Below are 18,506 nucleotides of genomic sequence, written 5' to 3'. Positions count from 1 at the left end.
GTTACTTTGCCATTTTATTTTTGCTTTTCCGATATTCCGACGGAGAAACACCGACCACAGCGCTAAAAGCCGAAGAAAAATAATGCTGGTCCGCAAAGTTCAATTTCACGGAGATTTCGTTGATATTGAGTTGCGTGTTCAGCAAATATTGCTTGGCCAGTTCAATTTTATGTTTGCGGAAGTAAGCATAGGGAGTAATCCCATACGTTTCCCGAAACAGCTTGATGATATAATTTTTCGAATAGCCGAGTTGTGTGCACACATCGTTCATATCCAGTTTATTTTCAATGTTCAGGTCGAGGCATAGCTTGATCTGCTCCGCCGCGGAAAGCAGTTTATGCTCCAAATGATTTTTTTAATGCAATACGATTTTCAATAGCATGACGGAGATCTCATCGATCAACCCGGAATAACTCTTATAGCTGGCCGAAGAGAGATTGATGATTTCATTCATATAGGAAAGAATGTTGCAGTGCTTGATGATATAAGTGTCTGCGGGCAAGTAATGCTTAAACAAATAGTCGGCAAAATCCCCGTAAAAGACAATCCAAATCTTAGTCCACGGATGATCTTCACTGGAATAATACAGGTGATCGCTGAACGGAGTCAAAATATATACGTCGTTTTTTTGCGGGTACACGGTTTGGGAGTTAATCTCCAAAACACCGCTGCCATCGATGATGTATTCGAACGAATACAGCTTCTCTCCATGACGTTCAATCCGGTAATTCTTATCACAATACGAAATCCCTGACATCATAACATTCAGCGGAAACCTGGAGTCATACATATGCCAAAAATTATAAATTTCTTCGCGCATGATGATAATCCTCACAATTGTAATGATTTTTTCTATTATTATAACCTTTTCAATATGATAAATTGAACTCATGCAGTACAAATATTTTTTGTACCCTAGCAAATTTAAAGTGAAAACAGGAGGAATCAACATGAATTTGCGCGCTCCAGCTGTTCCGCTCATAACCATAGATCCTTATTTTTCCGTCTGGTCGATGGCCGACAAGCTGAATGAATCGGACACCATGCATTGGACAGGGAAACCTCACCGGCTGATCGGGACCGCTACGATTGATGGCCAACAGTATTTTTTTATGGGCGATGCGCCAAACCTCTTGAAAATGGAGCAAACGAAACTAGACATTACCGCCCTCTCCTCCAGCTACCGTTTTGAATGCGAGGAAATTCAATTAGACCTTACATTTACGACGCCTCTCTTGATGGATGATTTGAAGCTGATGTCCAGACCGGTATCTTATATTCATGCGAAAGTATCGAGCCGTGACGAAAAAAACCATCATGTGACCATTACGATTACAGTAGATGACGAGCTGTCCCAAAATTTAAAATATGAATTTCCAACCGTATACGCCAATCTGAGCCAACCGGGTTTTGCCTGCGGAAGAGTTGGCAGCAAGATTCAGAGAATATTAAACGCTGCCGGAGACGACCTTAGAATCAACTGGGGATACGTGTATCTAGCCTCCAATCATGATCAGGCCTCGGTAACGGCTGTAACCAGTACCAATGAATATGGCACGTTAAACCATACCATAGCGTTATCGATCCCACTGGATACGGAGCTACATGCCGAAGGTCTGTTTGCCGTCGCTTATGACGATATCAAGTCGATTGAATATTTCCACGAGCCGCTCGTTTCTTATTGGAAAAAGGACGGCCAAACCATCGAGGAAGCTATCCGGCAAGCTCTAAGCGAATATGATATGCTTTTCAAGAAATGTGAGCTTTTTTCTTCAAAGCTGGTTCAGGATGCTGCGGAAGCAGGCAATGAGAAGTATGCGGATCTGCTATCCCTTGCCTATCGGCAGGCTGTGGCAGCACATAAGGTTTGTGTTGATCCGAACGGAGATGTGCTTTTTATTTCCAAGGAGAACTTCAGTAACGGCTGCGCCGCCACGGTCGACGTAACCTACCCTTCGATTCCTCAATTTTTGATCTTTAACCCTGAGCTGGTCAAAGGCATGCTGAGACCGATCTTCAAATATGCTTCCATGGATGTTTGGCATTATGACTTTGCACCCCATGATGTAGGGACCTATCCGCTCCTTAACGGGCAGGCATACAGTCACGGGACATGTCCGACTTGGCAGATGCCGGTGGAAGAATGCGGAAACATGCTGATTTGCACCGCTGCGGTCGCACTTGCGGAAAATGATATCTCATTCGCTCAGGAGAACTGGACCCATCTGGAGAAATGGTGCGATTACCTCATCGACAACGGCGTAGATCCGGCTAACCAGTTGTGTACGGATGATTTCGCCGGGCATCTGGCTCATAACTGTAATTTGTCGATTAAAGCGATCATGGGAATCGCCAGCTTCTCCATATTGAATCGGTTAGCCGGAAATGAGGAGAAGGCAGCGGAACTGATCCAGATTGCCGGCTCCATGGTTGAGCAATGGCTGGCTATGGCCGTCAATGAGGACGGGACATTTCGTCTGGGCTTTGACCATCCCGGCTCCTTCAGTATGAAATACAACGCCATATGGGATCGCATTTTCGATCTGCATCTATTCCCCGCAGATACCTTTAAGCTAGAGACGAAAGCCTATATCGAGAAGCACTCCGGCCCTTACGGCCTCATGTTGGATAGCCGCAACACCTACACCAAATCGGATTGGCTGGTGTGGAGCGCCGCCCTTTGTGAAGACAAGGAGGATTTCACAGCCATAGTGGACCGTCTGTGGCTTGCGTATCATGAATCGGAAAGCCGTGTTCCGATGACGGATTTTTATTCAGCGATTGATGCCAAGATGGTAGGCTTCCAAAACCGATCCGTACAAGGCGGATTATTCATCAAAATGCTGATGGACAAGGCTCTTGGAACTATGGCGGAGAAATGAAGGGTTCTGGAGAAACGAAGTGTTGCCTTTAAAGACCGATTTCTTGTCTTTCCAACTATCATCATAGAAATCGGTCTTTAACAGCAAATCGAAAAAGCCTGCCAGTGAACATTTCCCTGACAGGCTCCCCTATAATTATTAGTGCAGCTTGCACATGTAAAAATTTTCAGCTACAGCTTTATTTTATAAATCGCTTTATTCTCCAGCCCCCGGATGAACGGTGTCCACTCCTCGCTGACTGGCATCGTGTCAAGCGCATCCTCAACCATTTGCAGCTTTGCATCCAGTGAGTCTATGTAATGGAGCGCAACCGCCTCCGCTATCTGCGGCTGCACCGGGCTGCCCCATTCCCCAAGATTGTGGTGAGACAGCACGATATGCTGCAAAGCCAACACTCTGGACGATTGCATATCAATCCCGCTATGTATCGCCGCCTCCGTAATCCAGTTCGAGGCCATTGCCAGATGACCCAGCAACTTGCCCTGTACACTATATTCCGATACAATGCCGAGCTGGGCTATCATCTCTTCCGGCTTGGCAATATCATGAAGAATAATACCAGCGCGAATCAGATCGGCATTGAGGAACGGCCGCTGCTTGCACAAGAAATCACCGATCTCCAGCATTCTGACAATGTGGTAGGCAAGTCCGGCATAATAGGCATGGTGATGGGTTTTAGCCGCAGGATAATGCATCAGCTTCTCCCCTACTTTGTCCACACAGTACTCCACCAGTGTCCGAATTTCAGGATCATTAATATCCTTTACAGCCTGATTGATGGTATGGATCAAATCAACTGGGCGAATCGGCGCAGACCGGATAAAATCTGTCAGTGTGACGCCATCCTCCGGCAACGTTTTGCGAATGCGGATGATTTTCACCTGGAGACGCTCGCGGTAAGTTTGGACAATGCCTTGAATTTTGACAAGCCCCATTGGAAAAAAAGTTTCCTTGTCAGTCGGAGACACATCCCAATATTTAGCGGAGATTTGCCCGCTTGCATCACAAAGCACAATATCAAAATAATCTTTGGGCGGTGTATTATTCGTTTGCTTCAACTCGAGCTCCTTCAACAAATAAAACCCGACAAATTCATCCTGGCTGTTGAGCTTGTTTATTTCCGTCACGCCTATAACCCCCTGCATAAATTGGCTGTCAATCGCATGACATCCGAATTTCATAATTGTATCACAGATGCAAGGGGTGTGGGCTTCCAATCTCTTTTCATTTCCCTTTTATTCGATTCGCTTATTCACTTATTCAGTTATTCACGGACCGCATTCGCCTGAACAGCCTGCTGCCGCTCCTTGTCTGACTTGATGCGTCCTTTGCCGACAAGCAAGGCAACAAGAACTCCAAACGCGACAAATGCAAGACCGCTGAGAAAAACAACGGAGAAGGCGCTCGTCCATGCCACCTGAACCAGACTGACAATTTTGGTCTGAAGCTCTCCCGGAATTCCAACCTTCTCGAGCAGCTCAGGCCGGATCAATATGCTGAACAAATCCACGTCGGGATTATTTTCCAAAGCAGTAATCGCCGCGAACAGTCCGGGATCATCTTGAGCCTTGGCGGTTGCGTTCACTACATTGTTCTGCAACTTGTTATTCATAATGGCAGTGAACACGGTGACGCCAATTGTCCCCCCGATTGAACGAAAAAAAGTCGCAGCTGACGTGACAGTGCCAAGCTGTGATTTGGAAAATTCATTTTGCACGGCAATCATCAAGGTCGGCATGACCAGACCCATGCCCAAGCCGAGGATGACCATATTAAAATAAGCGATAAACTGGGTGGTATCTACATTCATTCTGCTGATCAGATAAAATCCGATAGCCGCAATAACCATGCCGGCAGTCAACACGGCTCTGTACCTGACCTTGAGCAGCAGCCGTCCGCCAATAACACTTGCGGCGATCAGCGCAATCATCATCGGCGTCATTGTAGATCCGGCTTTGGTAGGCGAGACCCCAAGAATGCCCTGCATAAACAACGGCACGAAAATAATAGCCCCAAACATCGCAAAGCCAAGCAGAAAACCAAGTCCGTTCGTTACACTGAATACCCGGTTTCGGAACAAACTAAGATCCAAGATTGGCTCCTTCGCCCGCGACTCCAGCAGCAGGAACACAACAAGCAATACCGCTGAGCCGCCGAACAGCCAATAGCTGGTTGCCGAATTCCAGGCAAACTTGTTGCCGCCAAGCGACAAACCCAGCAACAGCAGGACAAGAAACGGCACCAGCGCCGCAATCCCCGCGTAATCGATATAAACTTTATCCAGACGGGCGACGAGTTCGCGGCGCATGCCCGTAAAGATCAAAATGGCAGACAGCAAGCCGAATGGCACGTTGATCAGAAAAATCCAGTGCCAGCTGATAGTATCGACAAGGAAGCCGCCGATAAACGGACCAATAACTGAGCTCAGTCCAAAAATCCCCCCGAACACTCCCTGCCATTTCGCCCGTTGTTCTGCGGTAAAAATATCTCCGATAATCGTCTGCGATAGCGGCATCACCATCCCTCCGCCCAACCCCTGCAAGGCGCGATACATAATGAGCTGCTCCATAGTCGTAGCCGTAGCGCAAAGTGCGGAACCAATCGTAAAAATAATCGTACCGATTAAATATAAATAGCGCCGTCCATATAGATCGGAAAGCTTGCCTACAATTGGAACAATAACGGTTGAAGTAATCAAGTAGGCCGTCGTTACCCAGGCCATAATGGCAAAGCCTTGCAACTCGCCTAATATGGTCGGCATAGCCGTTCCGACGATCGTCTGTTCCAACGCACTGAAGAACATCCCGATAATCAGACCTGTCAACACTACATTTTTGTTAATCCCTTTGCGTTCTGCCATCTTAATTCCTCCGCCGCTAAAAATTTCTCCCAGCTGATAGTATGAGCGATTTCAATCAGAAATAACCGCTGTATGCTTGTAAGCGTACAGCGGGCTTGCCAGTTGCCCTCCCAGCGGGAGTGACAGGTCTGTTCTTTCCCCTTATTCCACAGAGTCAGCAGCAGCTTCTCCGCATCCCCGGCTTCCCCCGGTAGACAGCTTTTCCAGCAATCTCGCGAGTTCCAGGATCTCGTCTTCGGTCAAATTCGCTACCAGTTGCTCCATAATCTCCAGATGTTTATTATAAATCGTATTCACAAGCTGCCGCCCCGCATCTGTAATTTCCAGCATGACAACTCGTCGGTCCTGTTCCCCGCGCTCCCTTACGATCAATCCCTGAGCGATCAAGGCGTCCGCCAGGCCGGTAATCGCCCCGGAGGTTACGAACAGCATTTCAGCAAGCGCCGACGCCCTCTGCGGTCCTTCCTCGGCAAGCTTCAATAAAATTCTGGCCTGCGTCAACCCTAATCCGGCTATATCAACCTTGTTCCATTGGGATAGTTGATGGCTTCGAAGCTGGCGGAACGCCTCGTCCACACGAATCAGCGTTTCGCTGTAAGGGCTGCTTAATTTTTTATCCACCATTGGGCTGCTGCCCCTTTCATACGAAATTTTAGGCTCCTTCTAGTTTAACTTATATTCATACATATTTTAAGCAAATCCTTGGTATTTTTATAAAGATAATCTCAATTCCTTGGGAAACCCAGAGCATCTGCATTCCATCCTGTTTCCGAATGGGGTCCGCCGAAGGCATCCGGCTCAATATCAGGAATAGCCATATCCGTTATCTTCTCCCGAAATAACCAAACAGGCCGGGCAAAGAATCAGCTGGATTCCATACCCGACCTGCTTGTCTATGTATTACTGCGCATCATCCTGTCCGGAAATAACACGGCGTGCAGTAACGTAACGCTTTTCATAATAAGACTCTGACAACTTGCTGATGATAACACCCTTGCTGCTTGAGGAATGCGCGAATTGGCCGTTTCCGACATAAATCCCTGCATGGGAGATGCCTTTGCCGTCTGTATTGAAAAATACCAGATCGCCTGGGCGCAGCTCATCCTTTTCCAGCTTCGTGCCCGTTTCCGCCTGGGTCTTGGACGTTCTCGGCAATTGAACATCATATTGATTGAATATATAAAGTATAAAACCCGAGCAATCGAAACCTTCTGTAGTCGTGCCTCCCCATTTATAAGGCGTTCCCACCACCTGATCAATCGATTCGCTTAATTTAGGTGCCTCTATCGCTGCAAATGAAGTCCCGGCTCCAGCTCCGAAGATCACCGCAGCACCTACTATAGATAAAATAAATTTCTTCAAAAAGCAAGCTCCCTTCGATGATTGATTTGGCGATTTTTGCTACTTTGATAGGCAATATTTCGACTTTTTACTGCTGAATCCTCTATTTTTAACATTAGAATCCTTTCATTTTCGCAAGAGTCCAATTTCGTGCAGTCGAAAATCCGGTTAAATAAAAAAAGACTGATTCCGACTGTTGGGTTCGGAATCAATCTTTATCGTGAACAGCAGTAACGCTTTTATGTTTATGCCCTATCATACATTGTTCAATTCTATGTGGCATTCCATCCGCTTGCATTTGAAGACGCGATTCCATTGATCCAGTCGCCCAGCGTAAGGGGAGCAGCATCCAGCCAAACTGAAGCGCCGGATTTCGCAACTTGTTCGCTGTTCGTATTAATCCAGCTATATAGTCCGGCAAGACCGGCTGCATTATGATCGCCAAGCAACGGGGCAATCGCTCCTTCAAAAGCAGGAACCGGCAAAGAGAAAAATTTGATATCCTTACCGAGCGCCTGGCTGAACCGTTCGGCTATTTCCTTGCCTGTAAGCGCCTCAGGACCGCCCAGTTTAATATGAGTTCCCGCCAATTCCGGACGCTTGAGCGCCTCAACCGTATAAGCCGCCGTCTCATCAATGCTGATCCATGCAATTGGCCGATCCTCTGGTACCGGGTAAGCCAGCGTATCCCCGTTTAATACACCCGGAATCAGGAAATTTTCATAATACAGCGTCGGCTCCAGCACAACAGATGGAATGCCGCTCAGTCGAACAGCTTGAACCAGCTCACGCTTCAGCTCAATTGCCTCGGAATCAGATTCATCCCTGGACAGGCGCAATCCTGTATTAACCACAAGCAGTTTTAGCTCAGCCGCCTTAGCCGCTTCAACGATATGGTTGATATAGACAGTAATCTTGTTGCGGTCAAATTCAACAGGAAGCAGAACAACAGCTTTTTCGGCCCCTGCGAAAACTTCTCTCAAAGAGTCCGCTTGCCCAAGGTCACCTGCAATGGCGTTAATGCCCCGTTCACGCAACTCTTGCGACTTGGCCTCCGTACGCACAATCGTACGAACCGCATACCCTTCGGATAAAAGCCGTTCGGCGACTGCACCGCCTTGCACACCGCCTGCGCCTAATACTACGATTTGCTCCTTTGCTTCACTCATCCCGTTATCTCTCCCATCTATATAAACAACAGCATCCATGTGCTACTATAGGTATAATAACGCGACATGTTCATGTTCGTAAGTACGCACATTAATGTCCTATAGTATCCATTTGGATACCGTGCGGAGAAAGGAAGAAGCATCATGCACAATGAACAAATACTCACTTGTCCTGTTGAAGCAGCCGTGCAGGCTATCGGCGGCAAGTGGAAAATCATGATTCTTTATCATCTGTCCACCAAGGGAATTCAGAGGTTTAATGAGTTGCGCCGCCTGTTGCCGGATGTGACCCAACGCACCTTGACCCGACAGCTTCGCGAACTGGAGGATGACAATCTGATTTTTCGCAAGGTGTATCCAGAGGTTCCGCCAAGAGTGGAATACTCGCTTTCAGAGACTGGAAGCACGCTTATCCCGCTGCTCAACCACCTGGAAGACTGGGGGCTGGCTTTTATGGTGAAAAATGAACAAAAAACAACATGATTAATACTTGAAGCAGGAACATGCTGCTCTCCTGAGGTCACGCTTATTCCTGCCGGAAGGATGTCCTCCGGATCGGGTTATGGATCGCAAGCAGCTTTTTCCCATCAGGGAAGACAGCTTCTATCTGCACCTTATGAATCATTTGCGATACGCCATCCATAACCTGGTCTGCACGCAGAATGCGCGTTCCGTATTCCATCAATTGGGCAACCGTCATCCCATTTTCAGCTCCCTCCAGCACTTCTGAAGTAATCAAGGCTACACTTTCGTAATAATTCAGCTTCACACCCCTTTTCAGCCGACGCCGTGCCAGATCGGCAGCAATGGTTGCAAGCAGCTTTTCTTTCTCACGTTCGGTTAGTTGCATTTTTCACTCTCCTGTTACATCATTGAAATCGTTCTCACCATCCAAAATCGCATTAATTTTAAAAAACTTGCTCCTTACCTCCCATTATACGGAATTGCAAAGAATGAAGTAAGTATTTTATGTTATTTAATATAACATCATTTTCAATTAATTGTAAAATACCTTACATAATAAAAAGGCCATTCTCCAGCTTTTACTTTTTCGACATTACGTGTCGAAAGGTAGCCATCGCCTGTCTGATATGATAAACTCAAAGGTATCCATTATTTTAAAAATACAAGTGGTGAAGCGGGTTTTATTGGCATCTGAGCTATCAGCCAATTGTCCAGTTTCCAGTCTGTATCCCAATTATAACAAGCATGCACAGCATTCTTTTTTCGGTCTGATGACAGCGTTGGCGTAATCCGCCGCTGAATTCAGCCTAACAGCGCTTGCTGATATGCATCTACTACAGAGGAGGTTTTACCATGGCGCAGAAAAAAATGAGATCCGATATGATCAAGAAAGGTTTCGACCGCGCGCCTCACCGAAGCTTGCTTCGTGCAGCAGGAGTTAAAGAAGAGGATTTCGGCAAGCCATTTATCGCAGTCTGCAATTCCTACATCGATATCGTACCGGGTCATGTTCACTTGCAGGAATTCGGCAAAATTGTTAAAGAAGCCATTCGCGAAGCCGGGGGCGTTCCATTCGAGTTCAACACGATTGGTGTTGACGATGGAATTGCCATGGGCCATATCGGTATGCGCTACTCCCTGCCAAGCCGCGAGATTATCGCCGACTCCCTGGAAACAGTCGTTTCCGCTCACTGGTTCGATGGAATGGTCTGTATTCCGAACTGTGACAAGATTACACCCGGCATGATGATGGGCGCGCTGCGCGTTAACATTCCGACTGTATTTGTGAGCGGCGGACCAATGAAGGCGGGTAAAACTTCCGATGGCCGTTCCATCTCCCTCTCCAGCGTATTTGAAGGCGTGGGCGCGTTCCAGGCTGGCAAAATCGATGAAAAGGGTCTGGAAGAACTGGAACAATTCGGTTGTCCGACTTGCGGTTCCTGCTCCGGCATGTTTACCGCGAACTCCATGAACTGTCTGGCTGAGGGACTTGGTCTTGCTCTGCCGGGCAACGGAACCATTCTGGCGGTTGCGCCTGAGCGCCGCGACTTTGTAAGAAAATCCGCGAAGCAGTTGATGGAACTCATCGAGAAAGACATCAAGCCTCGCGATATCGTTACAATTGAAGCTATCGACAACGCATTTGCGCTCGATATGGCAATGGGCGGTTCCACAAATACAGTACTTCATACACTTGCGCTTGCTCATGAAGCAGGCTTTGAATATCCCGTACAACGCATCAATGAAGTAGCTGCCCGCGTACCGCATCTGGCCAAAATCGCACCGGCATCCGATTATCATATCGAGGATGTTCACAATGCCGGCGGCGTATCCGCCATCCTGAATGAGCTGTTCAAGAAAGAAGGCGCGCTGCACGGAGACCGCATTACCGTTACCGGCAAAACGCTCCGCGAAAACGTAGCGGGTCATGAAATTGTCGATAAAAATGTCATTCGCCCGATCGACAACCCGCACAGCGAGCAAGGCGGACTGGCTGTTCTTTTCGGCAATCTCGCTCCAGACGGCGCCATTATCAAAGTCGGCGCTGTAGACGCTTCTGTAGGCGGCTACCATAAAGGACCAGCGATCTGCTTTGATTCTCAAGACGATGCGCTGTATGGCATTGCCAACGGCCATGTCAAGGAAGGACATGTTGTCGTTATCCGTTATGAAGGACCAAAAGGCGGACCAGGAATGCCTGAAATGCTGGCCCCAACCTCGCAAATCGTTGGTATGGGCCTTGGCGCAAAAGTCGGTCTGATTACAGACGGTCGCTTCTCCGGCGCATCCCGCGGCATCAGTATCGGTCATATTTCGCCGGAAGCTGCTGAAGGCGGTCCAATCGCATTCGTTGAAGACGGCGATATCATTGAGCTGGATCTCAACAATCGCAAGATTGAACTGCATATTAGCGAAGAAGAATTCGCTGCCCGTCGCGCCAACTGGAAAGGCTTCGAGCCAAAAGTTAAAACCGGCTACCTGGCTCGCTATTCGAAACTCGTTACCTCTGCCAGCACCGGCGGAGTTATGAAGATCTAATTGCAGATTCATATTTGTATCAAGCTGAAAGCGGGGGTCCCGCTGCCAAGAATGGCAGCAGGACCCCCGCTTCGTGCAATATAATGTTTAACGACCCTTCGGATGATCGGACTTCGTGCTCCTGGCCTGCCATCAAGACAACAAGCCGCTATGGAACGAGTTCCTTAGCGGCTTGATCTTGCCCGTAATTCATTTCCCTTCCCAGCTTCTTCAATCCGGACTTAACATCAGCCGAATTCTGATGCGTGGGGTCCTCCGAGCCCGAGTCGGGGCTATAGCGTCTTTTGAATTCCTCTATGGACATGGCCATAATTTTAGGCGTCAGCGATGACCGTGTAGCATTGATCCGCTGCATCCCCGTCGGATGCAGAATACCAAGCAGCAACTTCAAATAGAACTGTGTCAAACGCCCAAACAAATTCTGAGGAAGCTCCAACACTGTAAAACCAAAACCCTCTGAACCGCGGCTAATGAGGCTAATGCCGTAAATCCCCCTCAGTTCCCGATAATCCGGCCTCATTGCCAGTTGGCTGGCAATGAGCGGCAACGCCTTCTCCACTTCTCTAATCATAGCAATCGCGACCTGAACCAGCGATTTGGACTTATTCATGAGCTTGAAGAGACGCTCATTGTCAAAATGCAGTTCAACGATCTTGTCATGATTGTGGATCTGCCGGCCGTCCTGAAGATGAAGTGTCTTCCCATGATACGGGCGGACACGATAGTAGAACATCCCGCCGCCGTCGCCTACCGGCTCCAGCCGGAACATCAGATGGAACAACCGCTCCCACCCGAGCCAGGCGCTGACAAGCATCCGCTTGACCATCCCCGTCTTTCCAGGCTTGCGGCCAAAGTGGCGATCCGTTAGCTTGATCATCTCCGTTACTGTCACGAAACGGAAGCCGCTCTGAATGCCTGCCTGCAAATACACTTCCAGCGCCTGCAGCATATTGACCGGCGCTTCTCTGTCAGCGCCAAGCGTCACCCCGCTATCATGAAGCAGAAGCACCTCGCCTGGCCTCAGTTTTTTTAGCATGCGTTTGGTCAAGCGCCTGACCCCGACCCGCCGGCGCCAGTCGCCAAACATGGCGGACCATAATATAATTTGCAAATAACCGAGCCTTGAGAAATCAAACAAATTGACAATGCCCCAAGGCGGTCTGTAATAAACCGGTGTTGTTCTGGTCGCTTTCCTGATAATGTCGGAAGTCAGATTGATCTGCCTTCTCACTTCCTTCGGACGCATAAGCCAGTTCGTCTTATGAACATAATTATGAATTCCGATGATATGACCTTCGTCCGCCATCCTCCGCAGCAGTTCTGGATGTTTCTCCGCATGGACGCCTACAACAAAAAAAGTAGCCTTCGCATTGTATTTTGCCAATAAATCAAGCAATAGCGGAGTATATTGGGGGTCCGGACCATCGTCAAAGGTGAGTGAAATTTCATTCTTCACATGCCCTTTCTTGAACACCCGAAAACCAAACGTTCTGCTGATTAGACCCGGGAGAAACGCGTAAAAGGTCAAAATGTAGAATCCCCACAGCATCAAATTCTCCATCGTCTTATCCCCGCCATCTCTAATCTGTCCCTACCAAGTCCAGGGTGAACGTATAGACGCACTCCTATTATTGTAACATAATGAAACAAGGAATAGGCATCTTTTTGAAAACATAGTACAATCAAATTAAGGCCTTATTGTGTGCGCAGCAGCAAAAAGCCTTTTCGATTACATGATGCCGGAGGAGACCGTTCATGCTTACCTTTTACCAGAAGTATTGGCGTACCGCATTTGACATTCTCATGATCGTCCTTACTGTATATCTTATTATGTACGCCTTCAGTTTTATATACCGTATTGCAACACCTGTTATTCTTTCCTTTGTTATCTTTGCCACGATTGAACCGCTGGCCAAAAGGCTGAATAGGCTTGGGATCAGCAAATCCATCGCCTCGGCACTGTCCATTCTTTTTTTTGCAGTCGTAATTGCAGGAGCATTCGTCATTGCCGGAATCATGCTGACCAACCAGATATCCGGGCTGATCGGGTTGATTCCGACGTACCAGGATCAACTCAAAGAGCAGATTGACCTGATCTCAGGTTATATCAGCGAGAAGTCAAACCTCATTCCGCCTGATTTTTTGAAAAGCTCCTCGGAGTTAATTGACTCCATCTCCAAATGGGGAACCAACCTGGCAAAGGGATTTTTAACAGGACTCGTAGGGTTTTTGTCATCCTTTTCCACCTTTATGTTCAATCTTGTACTGGCAGTCGTTTTGGCTTATTTCCTGAGCATTGAAATCAGCGACTGGAAAAAAACAGCTCAAGACAAGACGCCGAATACATTCAAGAAAGCTTTCTTCTTCTTGAAAGACAACGTCTTCGCCGGCATCGCCGCATATTTGAAGGCGCAAATGAAGTTGATCAGCATCACCTTTGTCGTCATTTTGGCCGCGTTGCTTGCCCTTGGTGTCAAAAATGCATTCACGGTAGCTGTTGTATCGGCGATTTTTGACATCTTGCCACTGCTTGGTGTCAGTACCGTATTCATTCCGTGGATCATCTATTTGTTCATAGTGGGCGACACAACGCTTGCAATCTTTCTTACTGTGCTGCTTGCTGTCGTCATCCTTGCAAGGCAAATACTTGAGCCAAAAATTACGGGGGACTCACTAGGCGTATCCGCCTTTACTACTCTTGTGTTCATGATCGTCTCACTGTCGCTTTTCGGGGTAGCTGGCGTCATTATTTCTCCAGTGCTCGTCATTCTAATCAAAGCGCTCTACGACCAGGGCTATTTGCACCAGTGGATTCGCAAACCGATTGGGGAATACGATGATCCGCCGTCCCCTCCGCCAGCAGGAGACAGCGGCAATACATCATCCTGACGGCAGCCCGGCGAGAATATCCATAACGCCGCGAAACAAAGCAGTGGATTGATTCCGGCTTCCCGGAAGCCGATTCTCCGCGACAACCGCTACGGCATAACGAGGAGCTTGTACCGGTCCGTAGCCGACAAACCATTGATGCTCGCGCTCCTTGCCGCTCTGCAGTGTCTGGGCCGTGCCCGACTTGCCTGCAAGCCGCCACTTTGCACCCTGTAGCGAGGCCCCGGTACCATAAGCAACCACATCCTCCATCCCCGCGAGCAAAGCCCGAATTGTAGCCGGAGCCGCTTTACCATAAGGAGAATAGAGATCGCGTACAGGCAGACTGCTCATCAGGTGGCCATTGGCATAACGAATTTCCGAAACAATACGAGGCGCTCTTACCTGTCCGTTATGAAGCAGCGTCACGATCAGATTGGCAGCTTGCAAGGGGGACACCGCGACATCCCTCTGCCCAATGGCTGTCTGGGCCAAGAGCCCGCCATCGCGCTGTTTGGACAGCTCTGCGAATAGTCTGCCTCCCTCCTCCTCCCCAAGCAGCCTGAGCGGCTGTCCCAACGGCTTGAAAGCTTCAACGCTTTCCCAGCCTATCTGTTTGCCCAGACCAAGCCTGTCAGCCGTCTGCATGAATTGGTCGTATTGAAGCCTCTCGCCGATATGGGCAAAGGCAATATTGCAAGACTTGGCCAATGCTTCACGCAGTGTAAGCGTGCCATGACCGCCTTGCTTCCAACACGAGAGACCATATTTGCCATACTCCCCGTTGCAATGAAATACTTCATCCAGACTCGTCTGCCCTGCCTCCAGCGCCGCGGCTTCCGTCACCAGCTTGAAGACTGACCCCGGGGCGATCGCATGGATCGCATGGTTAATCATTTCCCTCCCGCTTGCATCGAGACGGTAGGGATCATATGCAGGCCGTGAAACCATCGCCACAATATCTGCGTTGTTCGCATCCAGCACAACGACCGCTCCATCCTTAAGCCCTTGCTTGTCCACATACATCTCCAACTCCTTCTGCAGCTCAAGATCAAGTGTTGTGACCACCCGCAGCGGGTAATAAGGATTATCTGTCCTTGTGAGGCGCATATCCAGACCGTGAAGCGGTCTGTTCACCCCATCGGTAAAATGTGAAACCGCGACGCCGCCGATGCCTTGCAGCAGCAAATCAAGAGATTTTTCAAGTCCCGCGCCTCCAATCCGATCATTAAGCTTCAGCTTTCCCTGCTCGAGCTGGCTGCTGTACAACGTCTCAAGCCACTCCGGATGCTGACTGATGTAGCCAATCGCATGCATGGCCGAATAAGGAGGCTTATATCTGACATGATAAGGGAGCACCCGGATACCTTCGAGGCGCAGTGAGACAAGTTGCTCCAGTTGCTTACTGGAAAGACGGTAAGGAAGCTTGCCCCCATGCTCATGATAAAATCCGGGTTCTTTTAAGCTGGACAGCCAATTAAACAGCGTTGCCGGATTTGTCTCCAAAATTGCCGCAAGCTTGTCGAGACCGCCGGTTTGTGCCCACAGCTTGTTGCTCACGGGGAACGCTGCCAGTACCATCACCGTTTCGCCTGTAAGAGCGCGCCCTTTCCGATCAACGAAGTCAGCGCGGCCGGTATCGAGAATGAGCCCTCGCTCACGTTGATTGACCGACTGATCTCGATAATGATGCACGGCAGGCGCAGCTGGATAATGCGGCAGCCACTGGAGCCAGGCAAGGCGTACAAGCTGCAGGAGCGCAATAGCGGTCACCGCAAGTCCGAGATAATAGATTCGGCGTCTCATCATTTCCCTTCTTCTTTTGCGAATTACCACGATGTCCTTCATTGCAGTACCCTCCATTCAACAACAGTATTGCCATTAGCAATAGAGGTTAAGCCGAAAGCTTCGTCAGTTGAACTTGAGGGATCGTGCTTCCTTTGAAGTACGATCGTTTCTCCAGAATTTCTCCCCCCTTCGCTGCTCTTTCCTGTCTGTCACGCATTGATTTAGGTCGAGCTGAATTTGTTATATAAAAAAAAGCATGCCCGGCAGGCTCATTATTATCTGTGCCGCGGACATGCTCCCAGTCGCCCGGCTCAACCGGGCAAGCAAACAATGATTATGATTTTGTATTAAAGCGAGATAGCGAACTCTTCAATTCATTAGATACCGCCTCTAGCTTACTCGACAGATTCACGAGCCCTTCGCTAATGCTAAGCTGTTCATTGCTCAGGGAAGCCACCTCTTCCGAAGTTGCCGAAGACTCCTCGGCCACACCGCTTACATTTTCCATGGCTTCGGATAATACGGATTGGGAGCGATCAAGCTGTTGGATGGAATGCGTTGCAGAGTCCAGTCGCTCAACAAATTGAGACATTTGGCCTTGTACCGAGTAGAACAATTGATTGGCTTCCTTGACGGATGCAATCTGTTCCTGGAATACCGGAAAAGCCTCTATCAGCACCTGTACAGTTTCATCGATTTCAAATTGAATCGTCTCCGTGACTTCGCCGACAACATCAATCGATTGACGAGACTCGTCTGCAAGCTTGCGGATTTCATCAGCAACGACCATGAATCCTTTGCCCGCCGCACCTGCTCTTGCTGCTTCAATAGTCGCATTCAAGGACAAAATGTTTGTCTGCTTCGTCAAGCTATTTAGCACTTCAAGAATTTGACGGATAGAGTGGGTGCTGTCCTTCAGACGGTCGACCTTCTCCGTGATGGAACGGGTGATTTGTTCGGCCAAGCCGGTCTTTTGTATTAACGCCGACATGTATTCGGCCCCCTGCTTGCTCGCATTCTCCACTTCTCCGGCCGCCCCGACCATCTGATGGTTCGCTTCAATAACCTGCTTCATCTGGGTGCCAATACCGGAGGTCAAATCCGCTCCGCGCTCAGCTTCCATGGCAAGACTTGAAGCGCCTGTAGCAATCTCTTCTGTCGCAATGGAAATTTCTCTGGCGGAGACGGAGGTCTTTCTCGACGCCTCGGTCAGTTCCCCTGCCGTCTGCAGCACTTGTTGGGCCGACTCATTCGTCTGATTGACGAGCGACGTAATTTTCTCCATCATCTGGTTAAAACTATTGGCCAATTGGCCAATCTCATCCTGTCTCTTGATTGAGGAGCGAACCGTTAGATTGCCTTTCTCCCCATCGACCATCAGATTGCGGATCTGCTTCAATGGCAGTGCAATGAGACGAATGACAAGGTAACCGATCCCGATGGAGAGCAGTATGCCGATGCCAATAAAAGCCCAAGTCAAATCACGAATTTTCTTGGCATCCTTGACAAGCTCGGATACCGGAATTTCTCCGACGAGCTTCCAGTTCATCAGATTGAAGACTTGATGTACAATGAGAACATCGCGACCACCAAGAGCCGTCCGAAAAGCTTTATTGTCAGAATCCTCGGGAAATTGGATAAGACTTGTCTGCCCAATACTCTCCAGCCCTTTAGAAAACACAACACGGTTCTTCTCATCCAGAACCTCGATTCGACTGTCTTCTCCAAGCGCAAGCCCCGCCAGTTTTTCGGCAAGGTCCTTGTACCGGATTTCTATTAATAGCACAAAGACCTTTTCATTGTTAATCGTACTCTTGACAAGACGAGACAAACCAATTACAGGTTCATTCAGTGTGCCACTATAACCATTCAACTGGGTTGGCAGCCACACTGATCGACCATCCGAATTAATTGCATCCTGGTACCACTCTTTATCCTTGGCGCTGGAATAATCGATCTTGACTCCGCCATAATTCAAACCTTTGTATGACTCATCAAGCGGGATGAGATTCGCGGACAAAATCGCCTTACTGCTTACCATCAGCGTCATCAACTTGCTCTCCATCCGTTTGGATGCTTCATATACATTGAATAACGAATCATTTTGTTTCTTCACGATGGGGATGTTATTCTGAATTTCCGGGTCAAAAATCACCTGCATAGAGAGGTCTTCAAAAGATTGGAATAAAATATCCATTTTGCTGACCGCTTCTGCAATCGTCTGCTGACTGAAATCGGCTGCCTTGTTTTCAATGATGGTTTTGGATGTGGAATAGGAAGTCAAGCCGACCACAAGCACGCAAACCAATATGCTGATTAAAATAAGCAGGACAAGCTTCGCTCCTACAGATTTGAACACATTAATTTTGTTAGTATCCAGAAGGTTATAAATTCCTTTCATATCTCTCTTGACATCCATCACCTTGCTTGAATCCTCAGACCTATATTTCTCTTTTAATTTGTCCATGAGTTTCATAACGGGCACCACCATTCATCAATAATCGGAACAGAACATGTAATACTTTTGTTATCGGTCAAAATGCTTAAAAACATAAGAAGTTTTAATAAAATAACGTAAAAAAAACAACATTTTTG

Annotated in this window: 15 protein-coding genes; 4 read left to right on the top strand and 11 right to left on the bottom strand. The window is 48.3% G+C overall.

Features of this window, described 5'->3' with window-relative positions; all coding sequences use genetic code 11:
* Position 1: 1 nt before the first annotated feature.
* Together JFN88_RS17585 and JFN88_RS17580 are read right to left on the bottom strand one after the other, a co-directional pair.
* Positions 2–346, bottom strand: a complete 345-nt coding sequence (locus tag JFN88_RS17585) for a helix-turn-helix domain-containing protein (RefSeq protein ID WP_199020605.1) — start codon at positions 344–346, stop codon at positions 2–4.
* 9 nt (positions 347–355) lie between these two features.
* On the bottom strand, positions 356–820 hold the full coding sequence (locus tag JFN88_RS17580; protein ID WP_199020604.1) for an AraC family ligand binding domain-containing protein: 465 nt from the start codon (positions 818–820) through the stop codon (positions 356–358).
* 130 nt (positions 821–950) lie between these two features.
* Here JFN88_RS17580 and JFN88_RS17575 point away from each other — a divergent pair, with 130 nt between their 5' ends.
* The gene (locus tag JFN88_RS17575) at positions 951–2,882 is read left to right on the top strand and encodes a glutaminase domain-containing protein (protein ID WP_199020603.1); all 1,932 of its coding nucleotides are present in this window, start codon (positions 951–953) and stop codon (positions 2,880–2,882) included.
* A gap of 170 nt (positions 2,883–3,052) precedes the next feature.
* Here JFN88_RS17575 and JFN88_RS17570 read toward each other — a convergent pair whose 3' ends face one another.
* From JFN88_RS17570 to JFN88_RS17550, 5 genes are all read right to left on the bottom strand, one after another.
* Positions 3,053–4,009: a 3'-5' exoribonuclease YhaM family protein gene (locus JFN88_RS17570; RefSeq protein ID WP_199020602.1), complete on the bottom strand. Its 957-nt coding sequence runs from the start codon at positions 4,007–4,009 to the stop codon at positions 3,053–3,055.
* 137 nt (positions 4,010–4,146) lie between these two features.
* Positions 4,147–5,742 (bottom strand): MDR family MFS transporter, encoded by a 1,596-nt coding sequence (locus tag JFN88_RS17565; protein ID WP_199020601.1) that lies wholly within the window; start codon positions 5,740–5,742, stop codon positions 4,147–4,149.
* A 141-nt stretch (positions 5,743–5,883) separates the two neighbouring features.
* Positions 5,884–6,366 (bottom strand): MarR family winged helix-turn-helix transcriptional regulator, encoded by a 483-nt coding sequence (locus tag JFN88_RS17560; protein WP_199020600.1) that lies wholly within the window; start codon positions 6,364–6,366, stop codon positions 5,884–5,886.
* 276 nt (positions 6,367–6,642) lie between these two features.
* Entirely contained in the window at positions 6,643–7,104 is a 462-nt protein-coding gene (locus tag JFN88_RS17555; RefSeq protein WP_199020599.1) for a C40 family peptidase, read from the bottom strand.
* 251 nt (positions 7,105–7,355) lie between these two features.
* Positions 7,356–8,252 (bottom strand): SDR family oxidoreductase, encoded by an 897-nt coding sequence (locus JFN88_RS17550; RefSeq protein ID WP_199020598.1) that lies wholly within the window; start codon positions 8,250–8,252, stop codon positions 7,356–7,358.
* A gap of 144 nt (positions 8,253–8,396) precedes the next feature.
* Between JFN88_RS17550 and JFN88_RS17545 the strand changes: the two genes are divergently transcribed.
* Positions 8,397–8,735: a winged helix-turn-helix transcriptional regulator gene (locus JFN88_RS17545; protein ID WP_199020597.1), complete on the top strand. Its 339-nt coding sequence runs from the start codon at positions 8,397–8,399 to the stop codon at positions 8,733–8,735.
* Between the two features lie 43 nt (positions 8,736–8,778).
* Here JFN88_RS17545 and JFN88_RS17540 read toward each other — a convergent pair whose 3' ends face one another.
* A complete protein-coding gene (locus JFN88_RS17540) occupies positions 8,779–9,102 on the bottom strand; it encodes an urease subunit gamma (protein WP_199020596.1) in 324 nt (107 codons plus the stop codon).
* Between the two features lie 467 nt (positions 9,103–9,569).
* Here JFN88_RS17540 and ilvD point away from each other — a divergent pair, with 467 nt between their 5' ends.
* Positions 9,570–11,255 (top strand): dihydroxy-acid dehydratase, encoded by a 1,686-nt coding sequence (gene ilvD, locus JFN88_RS17535; protein ID WP_199020595.1) that lies wholly within the window; start codon positions 9,570–9,572, stop codon positions 11,253–11,255.
* A 148-nt stretch (positions 11,256–11,403) separates the two neighbouring features.
* On the opposite strand, the gene JFN88_RS17530 is transcribed toward ilvD, so the two are convergent.
* Positions 11,404–12,816 (bottom strand): polysaccharide deacetylase family protein, encoded by a 1,413-nt coding sequence (locus JFN88_RS17530; protein WP_199020594.1) that lies wholly within the window; start codon positions 12,814–12,816, stop codon positions 11,404–11,406.
* A 194-nt stretch (positions 12,817–13,010) separates the two neighbouring features.
* Between JFN88_RS17530 and JFN88_RS17525 the strand changes: the two genes are divergently transcribed.
* Entirely contained in the window at positions 13,011–14,144 is a 1,134-nt protein-coding gene (locus tag JFN88_RS17525) for an AI-2E family transporter (protein WP_199020593.1), read from the top strand.
* Here JFN88_RS17525 and JFN88_RS17520 read toward each other — a convergent pair.
* Both JFN88_RS17520 and JFN88_RS17515 read right to left on the bottom strand, forming a co-directional pair.
* Complete coding sequence (locus tag JFN88_RS17520) at positions 14,136–15,971, bottom strand: peptidoglycan D,D-transpeptidase FtsI family protein (protein WP_233168004.1); 1,836 nt, start codon at positions 15,969–15,971, stop codon at positions 14,136–14,138. The two genes, JFN88_RS17525 and JFN88_RS17520, sit on opposite strands and share 9 nt — an antisense overlap.
* A 274-nt stretch (positions 15,972–16,245) precedes the next feature.
* Positions 16,246–18,387, bottom strand: coding sequence for a methyl-accepting chemotaxis protein (locus JFN88_RS17515; RefSeq protein ID WP_233168001.1), 2,142 nt, complete (start codon positions 18,385–18,387; stop codon positions 16,246–16,248).
* Positions 18,388–18,506: the final 119 nt, after the last annotated feature.

The sequence above is a fragment of the Paenibacillus roseus genome (genome assembly GCF_016424485.1).
GTDB classification, from domain to species: domain Bacteria; phylum Bacillota; class Bacilli; order Paenibacillales; family Paenibacillaceae; genus Paenibacillus_D; species Paenibacillus_D roseus.
This window is presented reverse-complemented; position numbering and strand designations above follow the sequence as displayed.